The following is a 15,570-nucleotide window of genomic DNA, read 5'->3' as shown; positions in this document are numbered from 1 at the left end:
GTTAGCTGCCTAACCACCAAGGACCGTCATGGCCACCGCCCTCCCCACTCGGGGCTACATCCTCGGCATTGCCGCCTACATCATCTGGGGCCTGTTCCCGCTCTACTTCAAAGCCATCCAGGCGGTGCCGCCACTGGAAATCGTGGTGCACCGGGCGCTGTGGTCGGCGCTGTTCGGCATGATTTTGCTACAACTGTGGAAGCACCCCGGCTGGTGGCGCGAACTGCGCGACAATCCCAAACGCCTGGCGGTGCTCACCGGCAGCGGCCTGCTGATCGCCAGCAACTGGCTGGTGTATGTCTGGGCGGTGAACAACGGGCGCATGCTGGAGGCCAGCCTGGGCTACTACATCAACCCGCTGATCAACGTGCTGCTCGGCATGCTGCTGCTCGGCGAGCGCCTGCGCCGCCTGCAGTGGGTCGCGGTCGGTCTGGCCGCTGTCGGCGTGCTGCAGCAGCTGTGGCAGGTCGGCAGCCTTCCGTGGGTATCGCTGGTACTGGCACTGACCTTCGGTTTCTACGGGCTGATCCGCAAGCAGGCACCGGTCGCTGCGTTGCCCGGGCTGGTGGTGGAAACCTGGCTGCTGCTGCCGGTGGCGATCGGCTGGCTGCTCCTGCATCCGGCAGCGGTCAGCGCCCAACCCGATTTCTGGAGCAGCAGCGAGGCGCTCTGGCTGATCGCCGCCGGGCCGATCACCCTGGTGCCGCTGCTGTGCTTCAACGCCGCCGCGCGCCACCTGCCCTACACCACACTGGGTTTCCTGCAGTACATCGCCCCGACCCTGGTGCTGTTGCAGGCGGTGCTGCTGTTCGGTGAGACACTGGAGTCGAGCAAGCTGCTGTCCTTCGTCTGCATCTGGGCGGCGCTGTTTATCTACAGCCTGGATATCTGGCTGGGCATGCGCCGCCGCGGGCAGACCGCCTAGAAAACGAACAGTTCCGACAAAACCGCGCCGCTTCTGGCCTGGCGCGGTTGTTCCCAAGCTTTTCCACAGGCCGATCCCCAGGCTCTGTGCACAAGCCAGGCGGCGCTGGCCAGTTTCTGCTCAGACGGCGCCAGGCGCCGCCCTGCGCGGCCTGCAGCCAGACGCCCCCATCTTATGCACAGGGCTATCCCGGGAAACCGGGGATAGTCGGCAACGACAGGGGCGCTGGCGCCATCCACCGCTCAGCCGCCCCGCAAGCGTTGAACAAATACTGCGCAAAACCGGCGAAGCCTAGGCATATCAGGCTCTCAACGGTGCATACCGGCCTTACCCACAGAGTCATCCACGCCCTCTGTGCGCAAGCTCGGCGACCTGTCGATTTTCTGCACGAAACCGCGCAGCCCGCGCTGCTGCTGGGCTGGGGCCGCTATCCCCCAGCTCTCCCACAGCTTCATCCACAGCTTTCGGGGATATCCTGCTGCCGCCCAACACTGGACGAAATACGCGCAACGGCCGGCGGGAGCCGCCACGCCTGGCCTGGCGCCATCCATCCCCGCACTATCCACAGAGCCATCCCCGGCGTTTGTGCACAAGCCACTGACGATGCGGCTTTTTTGATCAGGCAATAGAAAGCCCCGGGGCACTAGGCAGTGCGCCGGGGCTCCCCAGACTATCCACAGCTTCACCCCCACAAATCGGGGATAGTTGTGGTCAATCCTCGCTGCGCAGGTTCAGCTCTACCATCAGGTCATCGGCCAGGGTCTCCAGGCGCTCGCGCAGCTGATCCAGCGACAGGGTCAGCGGCACCGCCAGCAGCGCTTCGGCATGGAACAGCAGTTCACTGCTCATCGGCGCCGGCGCGACTTCGGTATTCAGACGCTCCAGATTGACGCCGTTCTCGGCCAGCAGCCGAGTGATATCGCGCACGATGCCGGGGCGGTCATTGCCCACCAGGTCGAGCAGGATCGGCTTCCACTCGCTGGCCGGCTCCACCCCACTTTCGGCCACCAGCACGCGAATGCCCTGGCTGTTCAGGCCCTGCAGACCGGCCGTCAGCTCATCGCGGCTCTCGCTCGGCACGGCCACCCGCAGGATGCCGGCGAACTGCCCGGCCATGCGCGACATGCGGCTTTCCAGCCAGTTGCCGCCATGCGCGGCGATGCATTGAGCGATGCGTTCGACCAGGCCCGGCTGATCCGGGGCGATAACGGTGAGAACCAGATGATCCACGGGTAACTCCTTGCGGCAGTTCGAAATAAGGTGCGCTCGGCAGCGAATCAGAGCGCGAGCCAGTAGGTATAGAACACCTCATCGCGCACATAGCCAAGCTTTTCGTAGAGCGCCTGGCCGGCGAAATTATCCTTGGCCGTCTCCAGCTGCAGGCCACAGGCCCCCGTAGCCTCGGCATGGACGCGGGCGCTGTCCATCAGCGCCTCGGCCAACCCCTGACGGCGCGCCGCTGGCGCAACGAACAGATCGCTGAGCAACCAGGCCGGTGACAACTGCAGCGACGCGAAGAACGGATAGAGCTGGACGAAGCCCTGCGCACGGCCCTGGCCATCACGAGCCAGGTACACCACCGACTCGCCCCGCTCCAGGCGCTGCGCGAGGAAACGGAGCACCTCGGCCTCGTCATGCTCACGCTGATAAAACGTCAGATAGCCACAGAACAGCGGGACGAGGGCGTCAAGATCGGCAACTGCAGCACGGTTTATCGACATGTCGAATCTCCAGAAAACCACAGCATAGCGGGTGCGACGCGGCGTCACTGCAACGCAGCCAGATAAATTGTGTACCGTTTATAGATTTACCTAGAACAATTATTGAAATATTTGAGAACATATATGGCGCTACGTGACTAATATGCGCCTTTCGGTCTATCCGCGACGCAACTCCACTGATTTTTCCAGAAGCTTCATGTAGTATTCCGCGGCTCGAACTACATGGCGTCCCGCCTGGTTTTTGAGCTGGTCCTGAGCAGAGTGAGGCAAGCAATGACTGAACGCGTTCAAGTTGGTGGTCTGCAGGTCGCCAAAGCCCTTTACGACTTCATTAACAATGAAGCCATCCCCGGTACCGGCATCGCTGCCGACACGTTCTGGGCTGGCGCCGAAGCCGTGATCAACGATCTGGCCCCGAAGAACCGTGCCCTGCTGGCCAAACGTGATGAGCTGCAGGCCCAGATCGATGCCTGGCACCAGGCGCGCAAAGGCCAGGCGCATGACGCCGCTGCTTACAAGGCCTTCCTCCAGGAAATCGGCTACCTGCTGCCGGAGCCGGCCGACTTCCAGGCCACCACGCAGAATGTCGACGAAGAAATCGCCCGCCTGGCCGGCCCGCAGCTGGTCGTGCCGGTGATGAACGCACGCTTCGCCCTGAACGCCTCCAACGCCCGCTGGGGCTCGCTGTACGACGCGCTGTACGGCACCGACGTGATCAGCGAAGAAGGCGGCGCCGAGAAGGGCAAGGGCTACAACAAGGTCCGTGGCGACAAGGTCATCGCCTTCGCCCGCGCCTTCCTCGACGAAGCCGCGCCGCTGGCCGCCGGCTCCCACGTCGACTCCACCGCCTACAAGATCGTCGACGGCCGCTTGGTCGTCAGCCTCAAGGGCGGCAGCAACACCGGCCTGCGCGACGATGCGCAGCTGATCGGCTTCCAGGGCGAAGCCGCTGCACCGGTTGCCGTGCTACTCAAGCACAACGGCCTGCACTTCGAGATCCAGATCGACGCCAACAGCCCGATCGGCCAGACCGATGCCGCCGGCGTCAAGGACGTGCTGATGGAAGCCGCCCTGACCACCATCATGGACTGCGAAGACTCCGTGGCCGCCGTCGATGCCGACGACAAGGTCGTGGTCTACCGCAACTGGCTGGGCCTGATGAAGGGCGATCTGGCTGAAGAAGTCAGCAAGGGCGGCCAGACCTTCACCCGCACCATGAACCCGGACCGCGTCTACACCCAGGTCGACGGCTCCGAGCTGACCCTGCACGGCCGCAGCCTGCTGTTCGTGCGTAACGTCGGCCACCTGATGACCAACCCGGCCATCCTCGACGCCGCCGGCAACGAAGTTCCGGAAGGCATCCAGGACGGCCTGTTCACCAGCCTGATCGCCATCCACAACCTGAATGGCAACACCAGCCGCAAGAACACTCGCACCGGCTCCGTGTACATCGTGAAGCCGAAGATGCACGGCCCGGAAGAAGTCGCCTTCGCCGGCGAAATCTTCAGCCGCGTCGAAGACGTCCTCGGCCTGCCGCGCAACACCCTGAAAGTCGGCATCATGGACGAAGAGCGCCGCACCACCGTCAACCTCAAGGCGTGCATCAAGGCCGCCAGCGAGCGCGTGGTGTTCATCAACACCGGCTTCCTCGACCGTACCGGTGACGAAATCCACACCTCCATGGAAGCCGGCGCCGTGGTGCGCAAGGCCGCCATGAAGTCCGAGAAGTGGATCGGTGCCTACGAGAACAACAACGTCGACATCGGCCTGGCCACCGGCCTGCAAGGCCGCGCGCAGATCGGCAAGGGCATGTGGGCCATGCCTGACCTGATGGCTGCGATGGTCGAGCAGAAAGTCGCTCACCCGCTGTCCGGCGCCAACACCGCCTGGGTCCCGTCGCCGACCGCCGCCACCCTGCACGCCCTGCACTACCACAAGGTTGACGTGTTCGCCCGTCAGGCCGAACTGGCCAAGCGCACCCCGGCCTCGGTGGACGACATCCTGACCATCCCGCTGGCGCCGAACACCAACTGGACGCCTGAGGAAATCCAGAACGAACTGGACAACAACTCGCAGGGCATCCTCGGTTACGTGGTGCGCTGGATCGACCAGGGCGTCGGCTGCTCCAAGGTGCCGGACATCAACGACGTCGGCCTGATGGAAGACCGCGCCACCCTGCGTATCTCCAGCCAGCTGCTGGCCAACTGGCTGCGCCACGGCGTGGTCACCGAGGAGCAGGTAGTCGAGAGCCTCAAGCGCATGGCCCCGGTCGTGGATCGCCAGAACGCCAATGACCCGCTGTACCGCCCGCTGGCGCCGAACTTCGACAGCAACATCGCCTTCCAGGCCGCCCTGGAACTGGTAGTCGAAGGCACCAAGCAGCCGAACGGCTACACCGAGCCGGTCCTGCACCGCCGCCGCCGCGAGTTCAAGGCCGCCAACGGCCTCTAACGCGTCGCTGCAGTGAAAAAAACCGCCCTTGAGGGCGGTTTTTTATTGCCCGGCGGATGCCGACGGGCTGGGTAGTGCAGCGAAGCCCAACATACGCCCCCAGCCCCACCTGCAGGCCAGGAGGGCCGGCGACCTACTCTGCCGGCTGCTCCGGAGGGCTGACCAGCTCGACCACCTTGCTGCGCGACAGCCAGCCGACGAACTCGCCGTCATCACCGGTCACCGCCAGCGGCTGGCGAGCCTGGAGCATCTGCGCCAGCACGCTGTCCAGGCCGGTGTCGGCGGGCACCGAGGCCACTTCGTCGAGGAAACCGGCAATCGAGCGTGCGTTCTCGGCCAGGGCCCGCTGCGCCGCGCTCACGGTGAGCACCCCGCGCAGAGCCTTGCCATCCAGCACCGGCGCGTAATCCAGCCCCAGCTGCTGCAGACGCTGCAACGCCGCGGCCGGCTCGGTACGGGTGGTCAGGGTCAACTTGCCCGCGCGCGTGGCATGGGACACGGTGAGCACCTTGCCGCGGTTGACGTCCTGCAGGAAGGCCTGCACGTAGTCGTTGGCCGGGTGCAGCAGGATGTCCTCGGGCGTCCCTTCCTGCACCAGCGCGCCGTCCTTGAGGATGGCGATGCGGTTGCCCAGGCGCAGGGCTTCGTCGAGGTCGTGGGTAATGAACACGATGGTCTTGTTCAGCTTGGCCTGCAGCTCCAGCAACTGGTCCTGCATCTCGCGGCGGATCAGCGGGTCGAGCGCGGAGAAGGCCTCGTCCATCAGCAGAATCTCGGCATCGGTGGCCAGCGCGCGGGCCAGGCCGACGCGCTGCTGCATGCCGCCGGACAGCTGGTGCGGGAACTGCTGTTCGAAGCCGGCCAGGCCGACCTGCTCCAGCCAGTGGCGCGCCTTGGCTTCGCGCTCGGCGCGGGCCACGCCCTGGATCTTCAGGCCGTAGGCGGCGTTGTCCAGCACGCTGTGGTGCGGCAACAGGCCGAAGCGCTGGAACACCATGCTCATGGTGCGCTGACGGAAGCGTTCCAGCTCGCGCGGCGCCAGCTTCATCACGTCCTGACCATCGACCAGGATCTCGCCGGCGGTCGGCTCGATCAGGCGGTTGAAGTGGCGGATCAGGGTCGACTTGCCGGAACCGGAAAGGCCCATGATCACATAGATGCTGCCGGCCTCGATGCTCAGGCTGATATCGCGCAGGCCAAGCACGTGCTTGCCCTCGGCCAGCATCTGCTCCTTGCTCATGCCGGCGCGGGCCTTGTCCAGCCAGGCCTCGGGCTGCTTGCCGAACAGCTTGTAGATGCCACGGACTTCGATCTTGCTCATGGGCGCTCTCCACTCTGACGCTTGCCGTAGGCCTGGGTGATGCGGTCGAAGATGATCGCCAGGGCGACGATGGCAATACCGGCCAGCAGGCCACGGCCGACCTCCAGGCGGTTGATGCCCAGCAGCACCTCCTGGCCGAGGCCACGGGCGCCGATCATCGAGGCGATCACTACCATCGACAGGGCCATCATGGTGGTCTGGTTGATGCCGGCCATGATGTTCGGCAGGGCCAGTGGCAGCTGCACGCCGAACAGTTGCTGGCGGGCATTGGCACCGAAAGCGCGCGAGGCTTCCAGCACTTCGGCATCGACCAGGCGGATGCCCAGGTCGGTGAGGCGGATCAGCGGCGGTACGGCGTAGATCACCGTGGCGATGATCGCCGGGATCTTGCCCAGGCCGAACAGCATCACCACCGGAATCAGGTAGACGAAGCCGGGCATGGTCTGCATGACGTCGAGTACCGGCAGCATCAGTTTACGCAGCCAGTCCGAGCGCGACATCAGGATGCCGGTGGGAATACCGATCACCACCGACAGACCGGTGGCCATGATCATCAGGGCCAGGGTCTGCATGCCTCGATCCCACAGGCCGAGCAGCCCGACCACGCAGAGCAGCGCGGCCATCGCCACGGCCAGACCGATGCGCCGGCTGGCCAGCCAGGCCAGACCGGCGACGGCCAGCACCACCAGCCACCAGGGGGCGCCACGCAACAGCTGCTCAAGCCACACCAGCAGATGCAGGAAAGGCGCGGACAGACGTTCCAGGCTGTCTGCGTACTGGGTCACCAGCTGCTCGACGAACTGGTCGATGGCCTGGCGCATGTCCCGCGCGGGGAGCAATTCAGGAAAGGAATTCGACATAGGATTTCTCTAGCAGGAAGGGCAACAGGCGCCAGCCTTAGGCTGGCGCCTGTTCAGCAGCTCAGAGAGCCTGTTTGACGCGCTCGGCCACATCCTCTGGCAGCCACTGGCTCCAGGACTGCGGGTATTCGCGCAGGTACTGGCGCGCCGTCTCGTCGCTTTCGGCACCTTCGGCATTGGCCCAGGCCAGCACCTTGTTCAGCTCGTCCGGCGCCACATTGACCTTGGCGAAGAACGCGGCAAGCTTCGGCGCCTGCTGGCTGAACTCGCTGTTAAGCGCGGTCAGCACCGGGTTCTGCGGGTAGGCGCTGGGCTTGGGATCGGCGCAGTCGGCCGAAGTGTTGCACTGGTGCGCGGCCTCGTCGTAGGGCGGCATGTCCAGCTTGACCAGGTCCAGCTCACCCACCAGCGGGGTCGGCACCCAGTAGTAGAAGACGATGTCGCGCTTGCGCTTGTAGGCCGAGGTGATGGCCGCACGCTGCGCTGCGGCGGTGCCCGGCGAGTAGTAGGTGAAGCTCTCGCCCAGCTCGAAGGCCTTGAACAGGTTGCGCGCGGTGGCATCGCAGCCCCAGCCGGCCGGGCAACCATAGAAGCGGCCTTTGCCCGGCTCTTCCGGGTCGGCGAACTTGTCCTTGAACTTGGGCAGGTCACTGGCCGCCTTCAACTCGGGGAAACGCTCGGCGGTGTAGCGCGGAACGTACCAGGCTTCCTCGCCCTGATAGGCCTCACCGGCCGTTTTTACCTTGCCGGTCTTCAGGGCTTTTTCCCACGGCTCACGCAGGCTGTTGCTCCAGACTTCAGACATTACGTCGACATCGCCGCGCTGCAGGCCGGCGAGGATGGCCACCGACTCGCCGGCCTGGACCTGGGTCTTGCAGCCGTAGCCGTTCTCCAGAATGAAGCGCTCGATATCGACCATGACCAGGTTCGAATCCCAGCTCATGCCGCCGAAATTGATGGCGCGATCGACTTCACACGCATCGGCGGCAAAGGCGCCGAAAGAGGAAGTGCCGAGGGCCAGGGCCAGACAGCCGGCCAGCTTGGTAGAGAGTTTCATATTGTTCTCCAGTTGCAGTGCTCAAGACGAGGCAGAGGAACCGCCGAAGCGGAAGTGGACAGTGCAGACAGGGCCGCACAGAAAGCAGGACGCCAAAGCGGGAGCGTCCGAAAACGAGATGTGAGGAGGCTTTTGGAAAAGCTGAACATTCATACAGGATAACGAAAAATAGTTTCAACAGAAACCTTTTATTGACAAGCACCATCCTGCAACGCTCATGAATCGAGCCAAAAATACGCAAAAAAACAGGAAATATCATTCAAATGAAAGCTGTGCAGCAGCACCAGTAACAACAAGGCCTGCGAGCTGACAGACGCAGCGACTGTGTGGATAGAGCACGTGCTGTTCACCCTGCCCTGATTCCGGGCGGAGGTAGAAAAGGCCAGCGGGGCAACCCGCTGGCCTTTTTTCATGACCGCTGCATTTCCTCGACCAGCAGCGCCAGCAGCTCGGCCGCGGGCAGCTCGCGCACCAGCGGCGCCCCCTGGCCAGCCCACTGCGCTGCGAAATCGTGGCAGCCCTGGGCACTGGCCACGGCGTGCAGCGCCTTGGCCGCGTCGTAGGCGATGGGATAGTCCGGCAGCCGTGCGCCAGCATCACCATACAGGCGATTGACCAGCCCACGCGCCGGGCGGCCGGAGATATTGGCGGTGATCGCCGTGTCGTGGGCCCGTTCGCTCTTCAGTGCCTCGCGGTAGGCGGCATTGGCCGAGGACTCCGGGCACAGCACGAAGGCCGTGCCCATCTGCACCCCGGCCGCGCCCAGGGCCAGCGCGGCCTTGATGCCGGCACCGTCCATGATGCCGCCGGCGGCGATGATCGGCAGGCGACACTGCCGCACCAGCACCCGCACCAACGCCAGGGTGCCGATGGCGGCGTCGCCAGCGGCCGGCTCGAACACGCCCCGATGGCCGCCGGCCTCGACGCCCTGCGCTACCAGCGCATCGACGCCCACTGCTTCGGCCAGGCGCGCCTCGGCCGAACGGGTGACACAGGCCAGCAGGCGAATACCGGCTGCCTTGAGCGCATCGACCCAGTCCTGCGGCGGCAGGCCGAAATGGAAGCTGACCACCGCCGGGCGCTGCTCCAGCAGCAGGTCGAGCATCACCGGGTCGGCGAGAAAGCTCCGGTAGGCCTCGCGCAGTTGCTGCGGCGGCTCGGCGCCGAACTCGGCAAACAGTGGGCGCAGGCACTGCAGCCACTGCGACTCGCGCTGCGCATCGGCGCACGCCGGACGGTGGCAAAACAGGTTGATATTGAATGGCTTGTCAGTCAGCGCGCGGGTCTGCTCGATCAGTTCACGAGCTTGCGCCGGGCTGCTGGAACCGATGCCCAGCGAACCCAGGCCACCGGCATTGGAGACCGCCGCGGCCAATTCCGGCGTCGACACACCGACCATGGGCGCCTGGATGATGGGGTGGCGAATGCCGAGCAGCTCGGCGATGGCGTGGGACATGGAAACCTCCGTGCATGACCTGAGCAGGCATTATCCGCCCATAACCTGCTGCGACCTAGGTCCTATGGCGTAGATCGCCAGCCCGACTAACATGGGGCAGAACTGATCAGCGGACAGCGCCCATGGCGATCCAAGACGCAGGCAAGACGGCAGTGATGCAGAACATCCACGGCACCATGGAGTTCCTGCGCAAATACCCGCCGTTCAATCAGATGGAAAGTGCCCAGCTGGCGTTTCTGGTAGAGAACTGCCAACTGCGTTTCTATGCCGCTGGCGAGACCATCATCGCCCCGCAAGACGGCGTGGTGCAGCACTTCTATATCGTCAAGCAGGGCCTGGTGGTCGGCGAGCGCCCGCACAGCGCCAAGGGCGGCAACGAGACCACCTTCGAGATCGCCAGCGGCGAGTGCTTCCCGCTGGCCGCGCTGCTCGGCGAACGTGCCACCCGCACCGCGCACCTCGCGGGCGAAGACACCTTCTGCCTGCTGCTGGGCAAGGCCGCTTTCGTCCGCCTGTTCGCCCAGTGCACGGTGTTCCGCGACTTCGCCCTGCGTGGCGTGTCCAGCCTGCTCGACCAGGTCAACCAGCAGGTGCAGCTGCGCGCGGCCGAGAACCTCGGCGCCCAGTACTCACTGGACACCAGCCTGCGCGAACTGGCCATGCAGCAACCGGTCGCCTGCCCACCGGACACCTCGTTGCGCGACGCCGTGCGGCAGATGCACGAGCAGCATGTCGGCAGCATCGTCATCGTCGATGAGGCGCAACGCCCGCTGGGCATCTTTACCCTGCGCGATCTGCGCCGGGTGGTGGCCGCCGGGGACTCGCTGGAGCAGCCGATCAGTGCGCTGATGACCCAGCATCCGTTCCACCTGCCCCCCCAGGCCACGGCCTTCGACGCGGCTCTGGCGATGACCGAGCGACATATCGCCCACATCTGCCTGGTGGAGGACGAGCACCTGGTCGGCGTGGTCTCCGAACGCGACCTGTTCTCCCTGCAACGCGTCGACCTGGTGCACCTGGCACGCACCATCCGCCAGGCGCCGCGTATCGACACCCTGGTGGCGCTGCGCGGCGACATCCGCCTGCTGGTGCAACGCATGCTCGCCCACGGCGCCAGCTCGACACAGATCACCCAGCTGATCACCCTGCTCAACGACCACACCGTGAGCCGAGTGATCGAGCTGGTACTGGAGGAGCTCGGCGACCCCGGCGTGCCCTTTACCTGGCTGGTCTTCGGCAGCGAAGGCCGCCGCGAGCAGACCCTGCACACCGACCAGGACAACGGCATTCTGTTCGAAGCCGACGGCGCCGCCGAGGCCGAGCGCATCCGCCAGCTGCTGCTGCCACGCGCACGGCGCATCAACCAGTTGCTGGCCGACTGCGGCTTCACCCTGTGCCAGGGCAACATCATGGCCGGCAACCCCGAGCTGTGCCTGTCGCGCCAGGAGTGGGCACGGCGCTTCGCCAGCTTCGTACGCGAGGCCACGCCGGAAAACCTGCTGGGCTCGAGCATCTACTTCGACCTGCGCGTGGTCTGGGGCCCCGAGGAGGGTTGCACGCAGCTGCGCCGGCAACTGTTCGCCGACATCGCCGGTAACGGCATCTTCCAGCGCATGCTGGCCGCCAACGCCCTGAGCCATCGCCCGCCCCTGGGGCGCTTCCGCGATTTCGTGGTGGCGCGCAAGGGTGTCGAGAAGGACACCCTGGACCTGAAGAAGGAAGGCCTGACGCCCTTCGTCGACGGCGCCCGCCTGCTGGCCCTGGCCCACGGCGTGGACGAGTGCAACACCCAGCGTCGCTTCGCCGAACTGGTACGCCGCGAAGTGATCGAACCCCAGGACGGCGCGGCCTACGAAGAGGCCTACCACTTCATCCAGCAGACCCGCCTGCAACTGCACCAGCATCAGGCGGCGCAGGGCCTGGAGTTCTCCAACCGCCTCGATCCGGACAGCCTCAACCACCTGGACCGGCGCATCCTGCGCGAGTCCTTCCGCCAGGCCCAGCGCCTGCAGGCCAGCCTGGCGCTGAGGTATCCGTTATGACAACACCTTCTCTCTCCGTGGGAGCGGCTTTAGCCGCGATAAAACCAGGCAACTCTAATGCGGCTATTGCCCCAATCGCGGCTAAAGCGGCGTGCCGCCCAGCCGCTCCCACAGGATATGCCGCCCAATGAAACGCGTCCTCGACTGGCTCAGGCCCACCTACGATCCGCGCTGCGACGGGCTGACGGCGCCGCGCCCGCTGGATGACCGCCCGCTGAGCGCGCAGCGCCTGGTGGTCGTGGATCTGGAAACCAGCGGCCTCAACCTGCAGCGCGACCACCTGCTGGCCATCGGTGCAGTGGTGATCGAGCATGGCGCCATCGACTTCTCCCAACAGTTCGAATGCACCCTGTGCCAGCCCAATCACAAGGCCAGCGCCAGCACCCTGATCCACGGCATCGCGCCCAGCACCATCGCCGCCGGCCGCGAGCCGACCGAAGCCCTACTCGAATTCATGGACTTCGTCGGCGACAGCCCGCTACTGGCCTTCCATGCGCCCTTCGACCAGCACATGCTGCAGCGGGCACTGAAACGCCAGCTCGGCTATCGCCTGCAACACCCCTTTATCGATGTCGCCGACCTGGCACCTCTGCTCTGCCCCAGAGGGCCGCAGCGCCGTGTCGGGCTGGATGACTGGCTGGACTACTTCAAACTGCAGGCCGCCGAACGCCACAACGCCAGCGCCGATGCCCTGGCCACCGCCGAGCTGACACTGATCCTGTTCAGCCAGGCACGCCGCCAGGGCCTCGATAGCCTGGCCGAACTGCAGCGCCGGGCACAGTCATGGCGCAGACGACAGACCGTGCCCTCGCTGTAATAGAGGTTGCCGATGACCGCGGTAGATTTTTCCTGGTTCCAGCACCGTCAGCGGCTGATTAAACTGCGCGGCCCTGCAGTCCGGCCGCCAGCACCATGCGTTCAACCACCCTTCGTCGCTGGTCCTTCATCCACACCTGGACCAGCCTGATCTGCACCCTGTTTCTCCTGCTGCTGGCCCTGACCGGCCTGCCGCTGATCTTTCACCATGAGCTGGAACACCTGCTCGGCGAAGCCCCCGAGCTGCGCGAGATGGCCGCGGACACGCCGCGCCTGGAGCTGCAGCAACTGGTCGAGGCCGCCGAGCAGCATCGTCCCGGCGAGGTGCTGCAATACCTCGGCTGGGAAGCGGACGAGCCCAACGGCGTGGTGGCCATCACCGCCGCCACGGCCGGCACCGAACCCAATGCCTCGCACACCTTCATGCTCGACGCACGCACGGGCGAAGCCGTGGCGATGCCGGCGGCCAATGGCGGCGTCATGATGCTGATGCTGCGCCTGCACGTGGACCTGCTCGCCGGCCTGCCGGGCAAGTGGCTGCTGGCCTTTATGGGGCTGCTGTTCGTGCTCGCCATCGTCTCCGGCGTGGTGCTCTACGCGCCGTTCATGCGCAAGCTGAAGTTCGCCGAGGTGCGCCGCGACAAATCCACCCGCCTGCGCTGGCTCGACCTGCACAACCTGCTCGGTATCGTGACCCTGGCCTGGGCGCTGACGGTGGGCATCACCGGGGTGATCAGCGCCTGCGCCGACCTACTGATCGAGGCCTGGCGCAACGACACCCTGGCGGCCATGGTCGAGCCTTATCGTGATGCCCCTCCGCTGACCTCGCGCGCGCCGGCCGACGAACTGCTGCGCATCGCGGGTGCAGCCGCACCCGGCATGCGCCCGGACTTTATCGCCTTCCCCGGCACGCGTTTTTCCAGTGAGCACCACTACGCCGTGTTCATGGTCGGCGACAGCCACCTGACCTCGCACCTGTGGACGCCGGTACTGATCGACGCGCAGACCCTGGCCGTGACCGCCGTGGGTGAACGCCCCTGGTACATGGACGCGCTGGCCATGTCGCAGCCGCTGCACTTCGGCGACTACGGCGGGCGGCCGATGCAGCTGCTCTGGGCGGTACTCGACGTGCTGACCATCATCGTCCTCGGCAGCGGCCTGTACCTCTGGTGGGTGCGCCGCCGCGCGCCACGCGCGGCCCTGCGCGACGAGGTGGTGGCGTGAGGCAGTCGACCTTCCTGCTGCCAGGCCTGCTGGCGGTGCTCGGCGCCGCCGGGCTTGTCGTTGCCCTGCTTGGCGATGGCGCCTGGGACGCCCTGGCCTGGCTTGGTCTCGGCCTGCCGGCGTTGATCGGTTGCTGGGCGCTGCTGCCGCGAAGGGGCTAAGGCTGGCCACACACGCGCCAGGCACCTAGAGTCCAGACAACCACCCCAGCAAGGCCTCTCATGCCCAGCTCGCTGCCATTGCCCGCCACCACCGCCCGCCTGTTGCCCTGGGTGGTGGCCATCGCCTTTTTCATGCAGACCCTGGACGGCACCATTCTCAACACGGCGCTGCCGGCCATGGCCGGCGACCTGCACGAAGACCCGCTGCGCATGCAGTCGGTGGTGATCGCCTACATGCTCACCGTAGCCATCGTGATTCCCGCCTCCGGCTGGTTGTCGGACCGCTTCGGCACCCAGCGCATTTTCCTCAGCGCCATCGTGCTGTTCAGCCTCGGCTCGCTGTTGTGCGCGCTGTCGGCCAACCTTACCCAGCTGGTACTGGCGCGCATTGTCCAGGGTCTGGGCGGTGCCCTGATGCTGCCGGTGGGCCGTCTGGTAGTGCTGCGCGCCTACCCGCGCAGCGACCTGGTGCGGATCATGGGCTTCGTCACCATTCCCGGCCTGCTCGGCCCGCTGATCGGCCCGACCCTGGGTGGCTGGCTGGTGGAGTACGCCTCCTGGCACTGGATCTTCCTGCTCAACCTGCCGGTCGGCCTGCTCGGCTGCATCGCCGCGTTCAAACTGATGCCGGACCTGCGCGGGCCCGAGCGCAGCCGCTTCGACATTCCCGGTTTCCTGCTGTTCGGCGCCGCCATGGTGCTGATCACTATCGCCCTGGAGGGCCTCGGCGAGCTGCACCTGCCGCACCTGCGGGTGATGCTCCTGCTGTTCGCCGGCCTGGCCTGCCTGGCCGCTTACTGGCTGCGCGCCGGGCATATCGAGCAACCGCTGTTCGCCCCCAGCCTGTTTCGCACCCGCACCTTCGCCGTCGGCATTCTCGGCAACCTGTTCTCGCGCCTGGGCAGCGGCGCCCTGCCGTTCCTGGTGCCGCTGCTGCTGCAGGTGGCGCTGGGTTATTCGCCGGCCGAGGCCGGCATGAGCATGATCCCCCTGGCGCTGGCGGCGATGCTGGCCAAGTCCCTGGCGCGCCCACTGATCGAGCACTTCGGCTACCGCGTGATACTTGCTAGCAACACCCTGGCGCTGGGCCTCGGCCTGGCCAGCCTGGCGCTGGTCGATGGCGACTACCCGACCTGGCTGCTGCTGACCCAGCTGGCAGTGCTCGGCGGCATCAACTCGCTGCAGTTCACGGCAATGAACACCGTGACCCTGATCGACCTCGACGACCATAGCGCCAGCAGCGGCAACAGCCTGCTGTCGGTGGTCGCCCAGCTCTCGCTAAGCCTGGGCGTGGCCTGCGCCGCCGCCCTGCTCGGCGGCTTCAGCGCCAGCATCGGCCAGGAGGTGAGCAGCGTGCTCGGCGCCTTCCAGGCCACCTTCCTCTGCGTCGGCGTGCTGACCATGCTGGCGGCCGGAATTTTCCTGCAACTGGCCAGCGTCGACGGCCGTCGTGCGCGCATCCTGGCCAGCCGCCCCGAAGACTGAGGCGCCGAATGGTAGTGGCGCCGCTCTGCAGCCGGCCTAGCGTTAGATCAG

Annotated in this window: 14 protein-coding genes; 7 read left to right on the top strand and 7 right to left on the bottom strand. The window is 65.8% G+C overall.

The window, feature by feature from the left end; genetic code table 11:
• Positions 1-28 precede the first annotated feature (28 nt).
• Positions 29-925, top strand: a complete 897-nt coding sequence (gene rarD / locus P7A97_RS02215) for an EamA family transporter RarD (protein WP_277688288.1) — start codon at positions 29-31, stop codon at positions 923-925.
• A gap of 711 nt (positions 926-1,636) precedes the next feature.
• On the opposite strand, the gene P7A97_RS02210 is transcribed toward rarD, so the two are convergent.
• Together P7A97_RS02210 and P7A97_RS02205 are read right to left on the bottom strand one after the other, a co-directional pair.
• A complete protein-coding gene (locus tag P7A97_RS02210) occupies positions 1,637-2,155 on the bottom strand; it encodes an ACT domain-containing protein (RefSeq protein WP_277688287.1) in 519 nt (172 codons plus the stop codon).
• Positions 2,156-2,202: 47 nt separating this feature from the next.
• Positions 2,203-2,646 carry a GNAT family N-acetyltransferase gene (locus P7A97_RS02205; RefSeq protein WP_277688286.1) on the bottom strand — a complete coding sequence of 148 codons (444 nt, stop codon included), beginning with the start codon at positions 2,644-2,646 and terminating at the stop codon, positions 2,203-2,205.
• Between the two features lie 273 nt (positions 2,647-2,919).
• Between P7A97_RS02205 and P7A97_RS02200 the strand changes: the two genes are divergently transcribed.
• Positions 2,920-5,097 carry a malate synthase G gene (locus P7A97_RS02200; RefSeq protein WP_277688285.1) on the top strand — a complete coding sequence of 726 codons (2,178 nt, stop codon included), beginning with the start codon at positions 2,920-2,922 and terminating at the stop codon, positions 5,095-5,097.
• 133 nt (positions 5,098-5,230) lie between these two features.
• On the opposite strand, the gene P7A97_RS02195 is transcribed toward P7A97_RS02200, so the two are convergent.
• From P7A97_RS02195 to P7A97_RS02175, 5 genes are all read right to left on the bottom strand, one after another.
• Positions 5,231-6,418 (bottom strand): glycine betaine/L-proline ABC transporter ATP-binding protein, encoded by a 1,188-nt coding sequence (locus P7A97_RS02195; protein WP_277688284.1) that lies wholly within the window; start codon positions 6,416-6,418, stop codon positions 5,231-5,233.
• A complete protein-coding gene (locus tag P7A97_RS02190) occupies positions 6,415-7,278 on the bottom strand; it encodes a proline/glycine betaine ABC transporter permease (protein ID WP_277688283.1) in 864 nt (287 codons plus the stop codon). Before P7A97_RS02190 ends, P7A97_RS02195 begins: the two co-directional genes overlap by 4 nt.
• Positions 7,279-7,339: 61 nt before the next feature.
• On the bottom strand, positions 7,340-8,335 hold the full coding sequence (locus P7A97_RS02185) for an ABC transporter substrate-binding protein (RefSeq protein ID WP_277688282.1): 996 nt from the start codon (positions 8,333-8,335) through the stop codon (positions 7,340-7,342).
• A gap of 215 nt (positions 8,336-8,550) precedes the next feature.
• Complete coding sequence (locus tag P7A97_RS02180; RefSeq protein WP_277688281.1) at positions 8,551-8,748, bottom strand: hypothetical protein; 198 nt, start codon at positions 8,746-8,748, stop codon at positions 8,551-8,553.
• Positions 8,745-9,791, bottom strand: coding sequence for a nitronate monooxygenase (locus tag P7A97_RS02175; RefSeq protein WP_277688280.1), 1,047 nt, complete (start codon positions 9,789-9,791; stop codon positions 8,745-8,747). The genes P7A97_RS02180 and P7A97_RS02175 overlap by 4 nt, the downstream gene beginning before the upstream one ends.
• Before the next feature lie 122 nt (positions 9,792-9,913).
• Between P7A97_RS02175 and P7A97_RS02170 the strand changes: the two genes are divergently transcribed.
• From P7A97_RS02170 to mdtD, 5 genes are all read left to right on the top strand, one after another.
• Positions 9,914-11,833 carry a putative nucleotidyltransferase substrate binding domain-containing protein gene (locus P7A97_RS02170; protein WP_277688279.1) on the top strand — a complete coding sequence of 640 codons (1,920 nt, stop codon included), beginning with the start codon at positions 9,914-9,916 and terminating at the stop codon, positions 11,831-11,833.
• A 127-nt stretch (positions 11,834-11,960) separates the two neighbouring features.
• Positions 11,961-12,650, top strand: coding sequence for a 3'-5' exonuclease (locus tag P7A97_RS02165; RefSeq protein ID WP_277688278.1), 690 nt, complete (start codon positions 11,961-11,963; stop codon positions 12,648-12,650).
• Between the two features lie 95 nt (positions 12,651-12,745).
• Positions 12,746-13,873, top strand: coding sequence for a PepSY-associated TM helix domain-containing protein (locus tag P7A97_RS02160; protein ID WP_277688277.1), 1,128 nt, complete (start codon positions 12,746-12,748; stop codon positions 13,871-13,873).
• Complete coding sequence (locus P7A97_RS02155) at positions 13,870-14,034, top strand: hypothetical protein (protein WP_277688276.1); 165 nt, start codon at positions 13,870-13,872, stop codon at positions 14,032-14,034. Before P7A97_RS02160 ends, P7A97_RS02155 begins: the two co-directional genes overlap by 4 nt.
• Before the next feature lie 60 nt (positions 14,035-14,094).
• Positions 14,095-15,519 (top strand): multidrug transporter subunit MdtD, encoded by a 1,425-nt coding sequence (gene mdtD, locus P7A97_RS02150; protein WP_277688275.1) that lies wholly within the window; start codon positions 14,095-14,097, stop codon positions 15,517-15,519.
• Positions 15,520-15,570: the final 51 nt, after the last annotated feature.

Origin of the sequence: Pseudomonas sp. GOM6 (assembly GCF_029537485.1) — a bacterium.
In the GTDB taxonomy this organism is placed as follows: Bacteria; Pseudomonadota; Gammaproteobacteria; order Pseudomonadales; family Pseudomonadaceae; genus Aquipseudomonas.
This window is presented reverse-complemented; position numbering and strand designations above follow the sequence as displayed.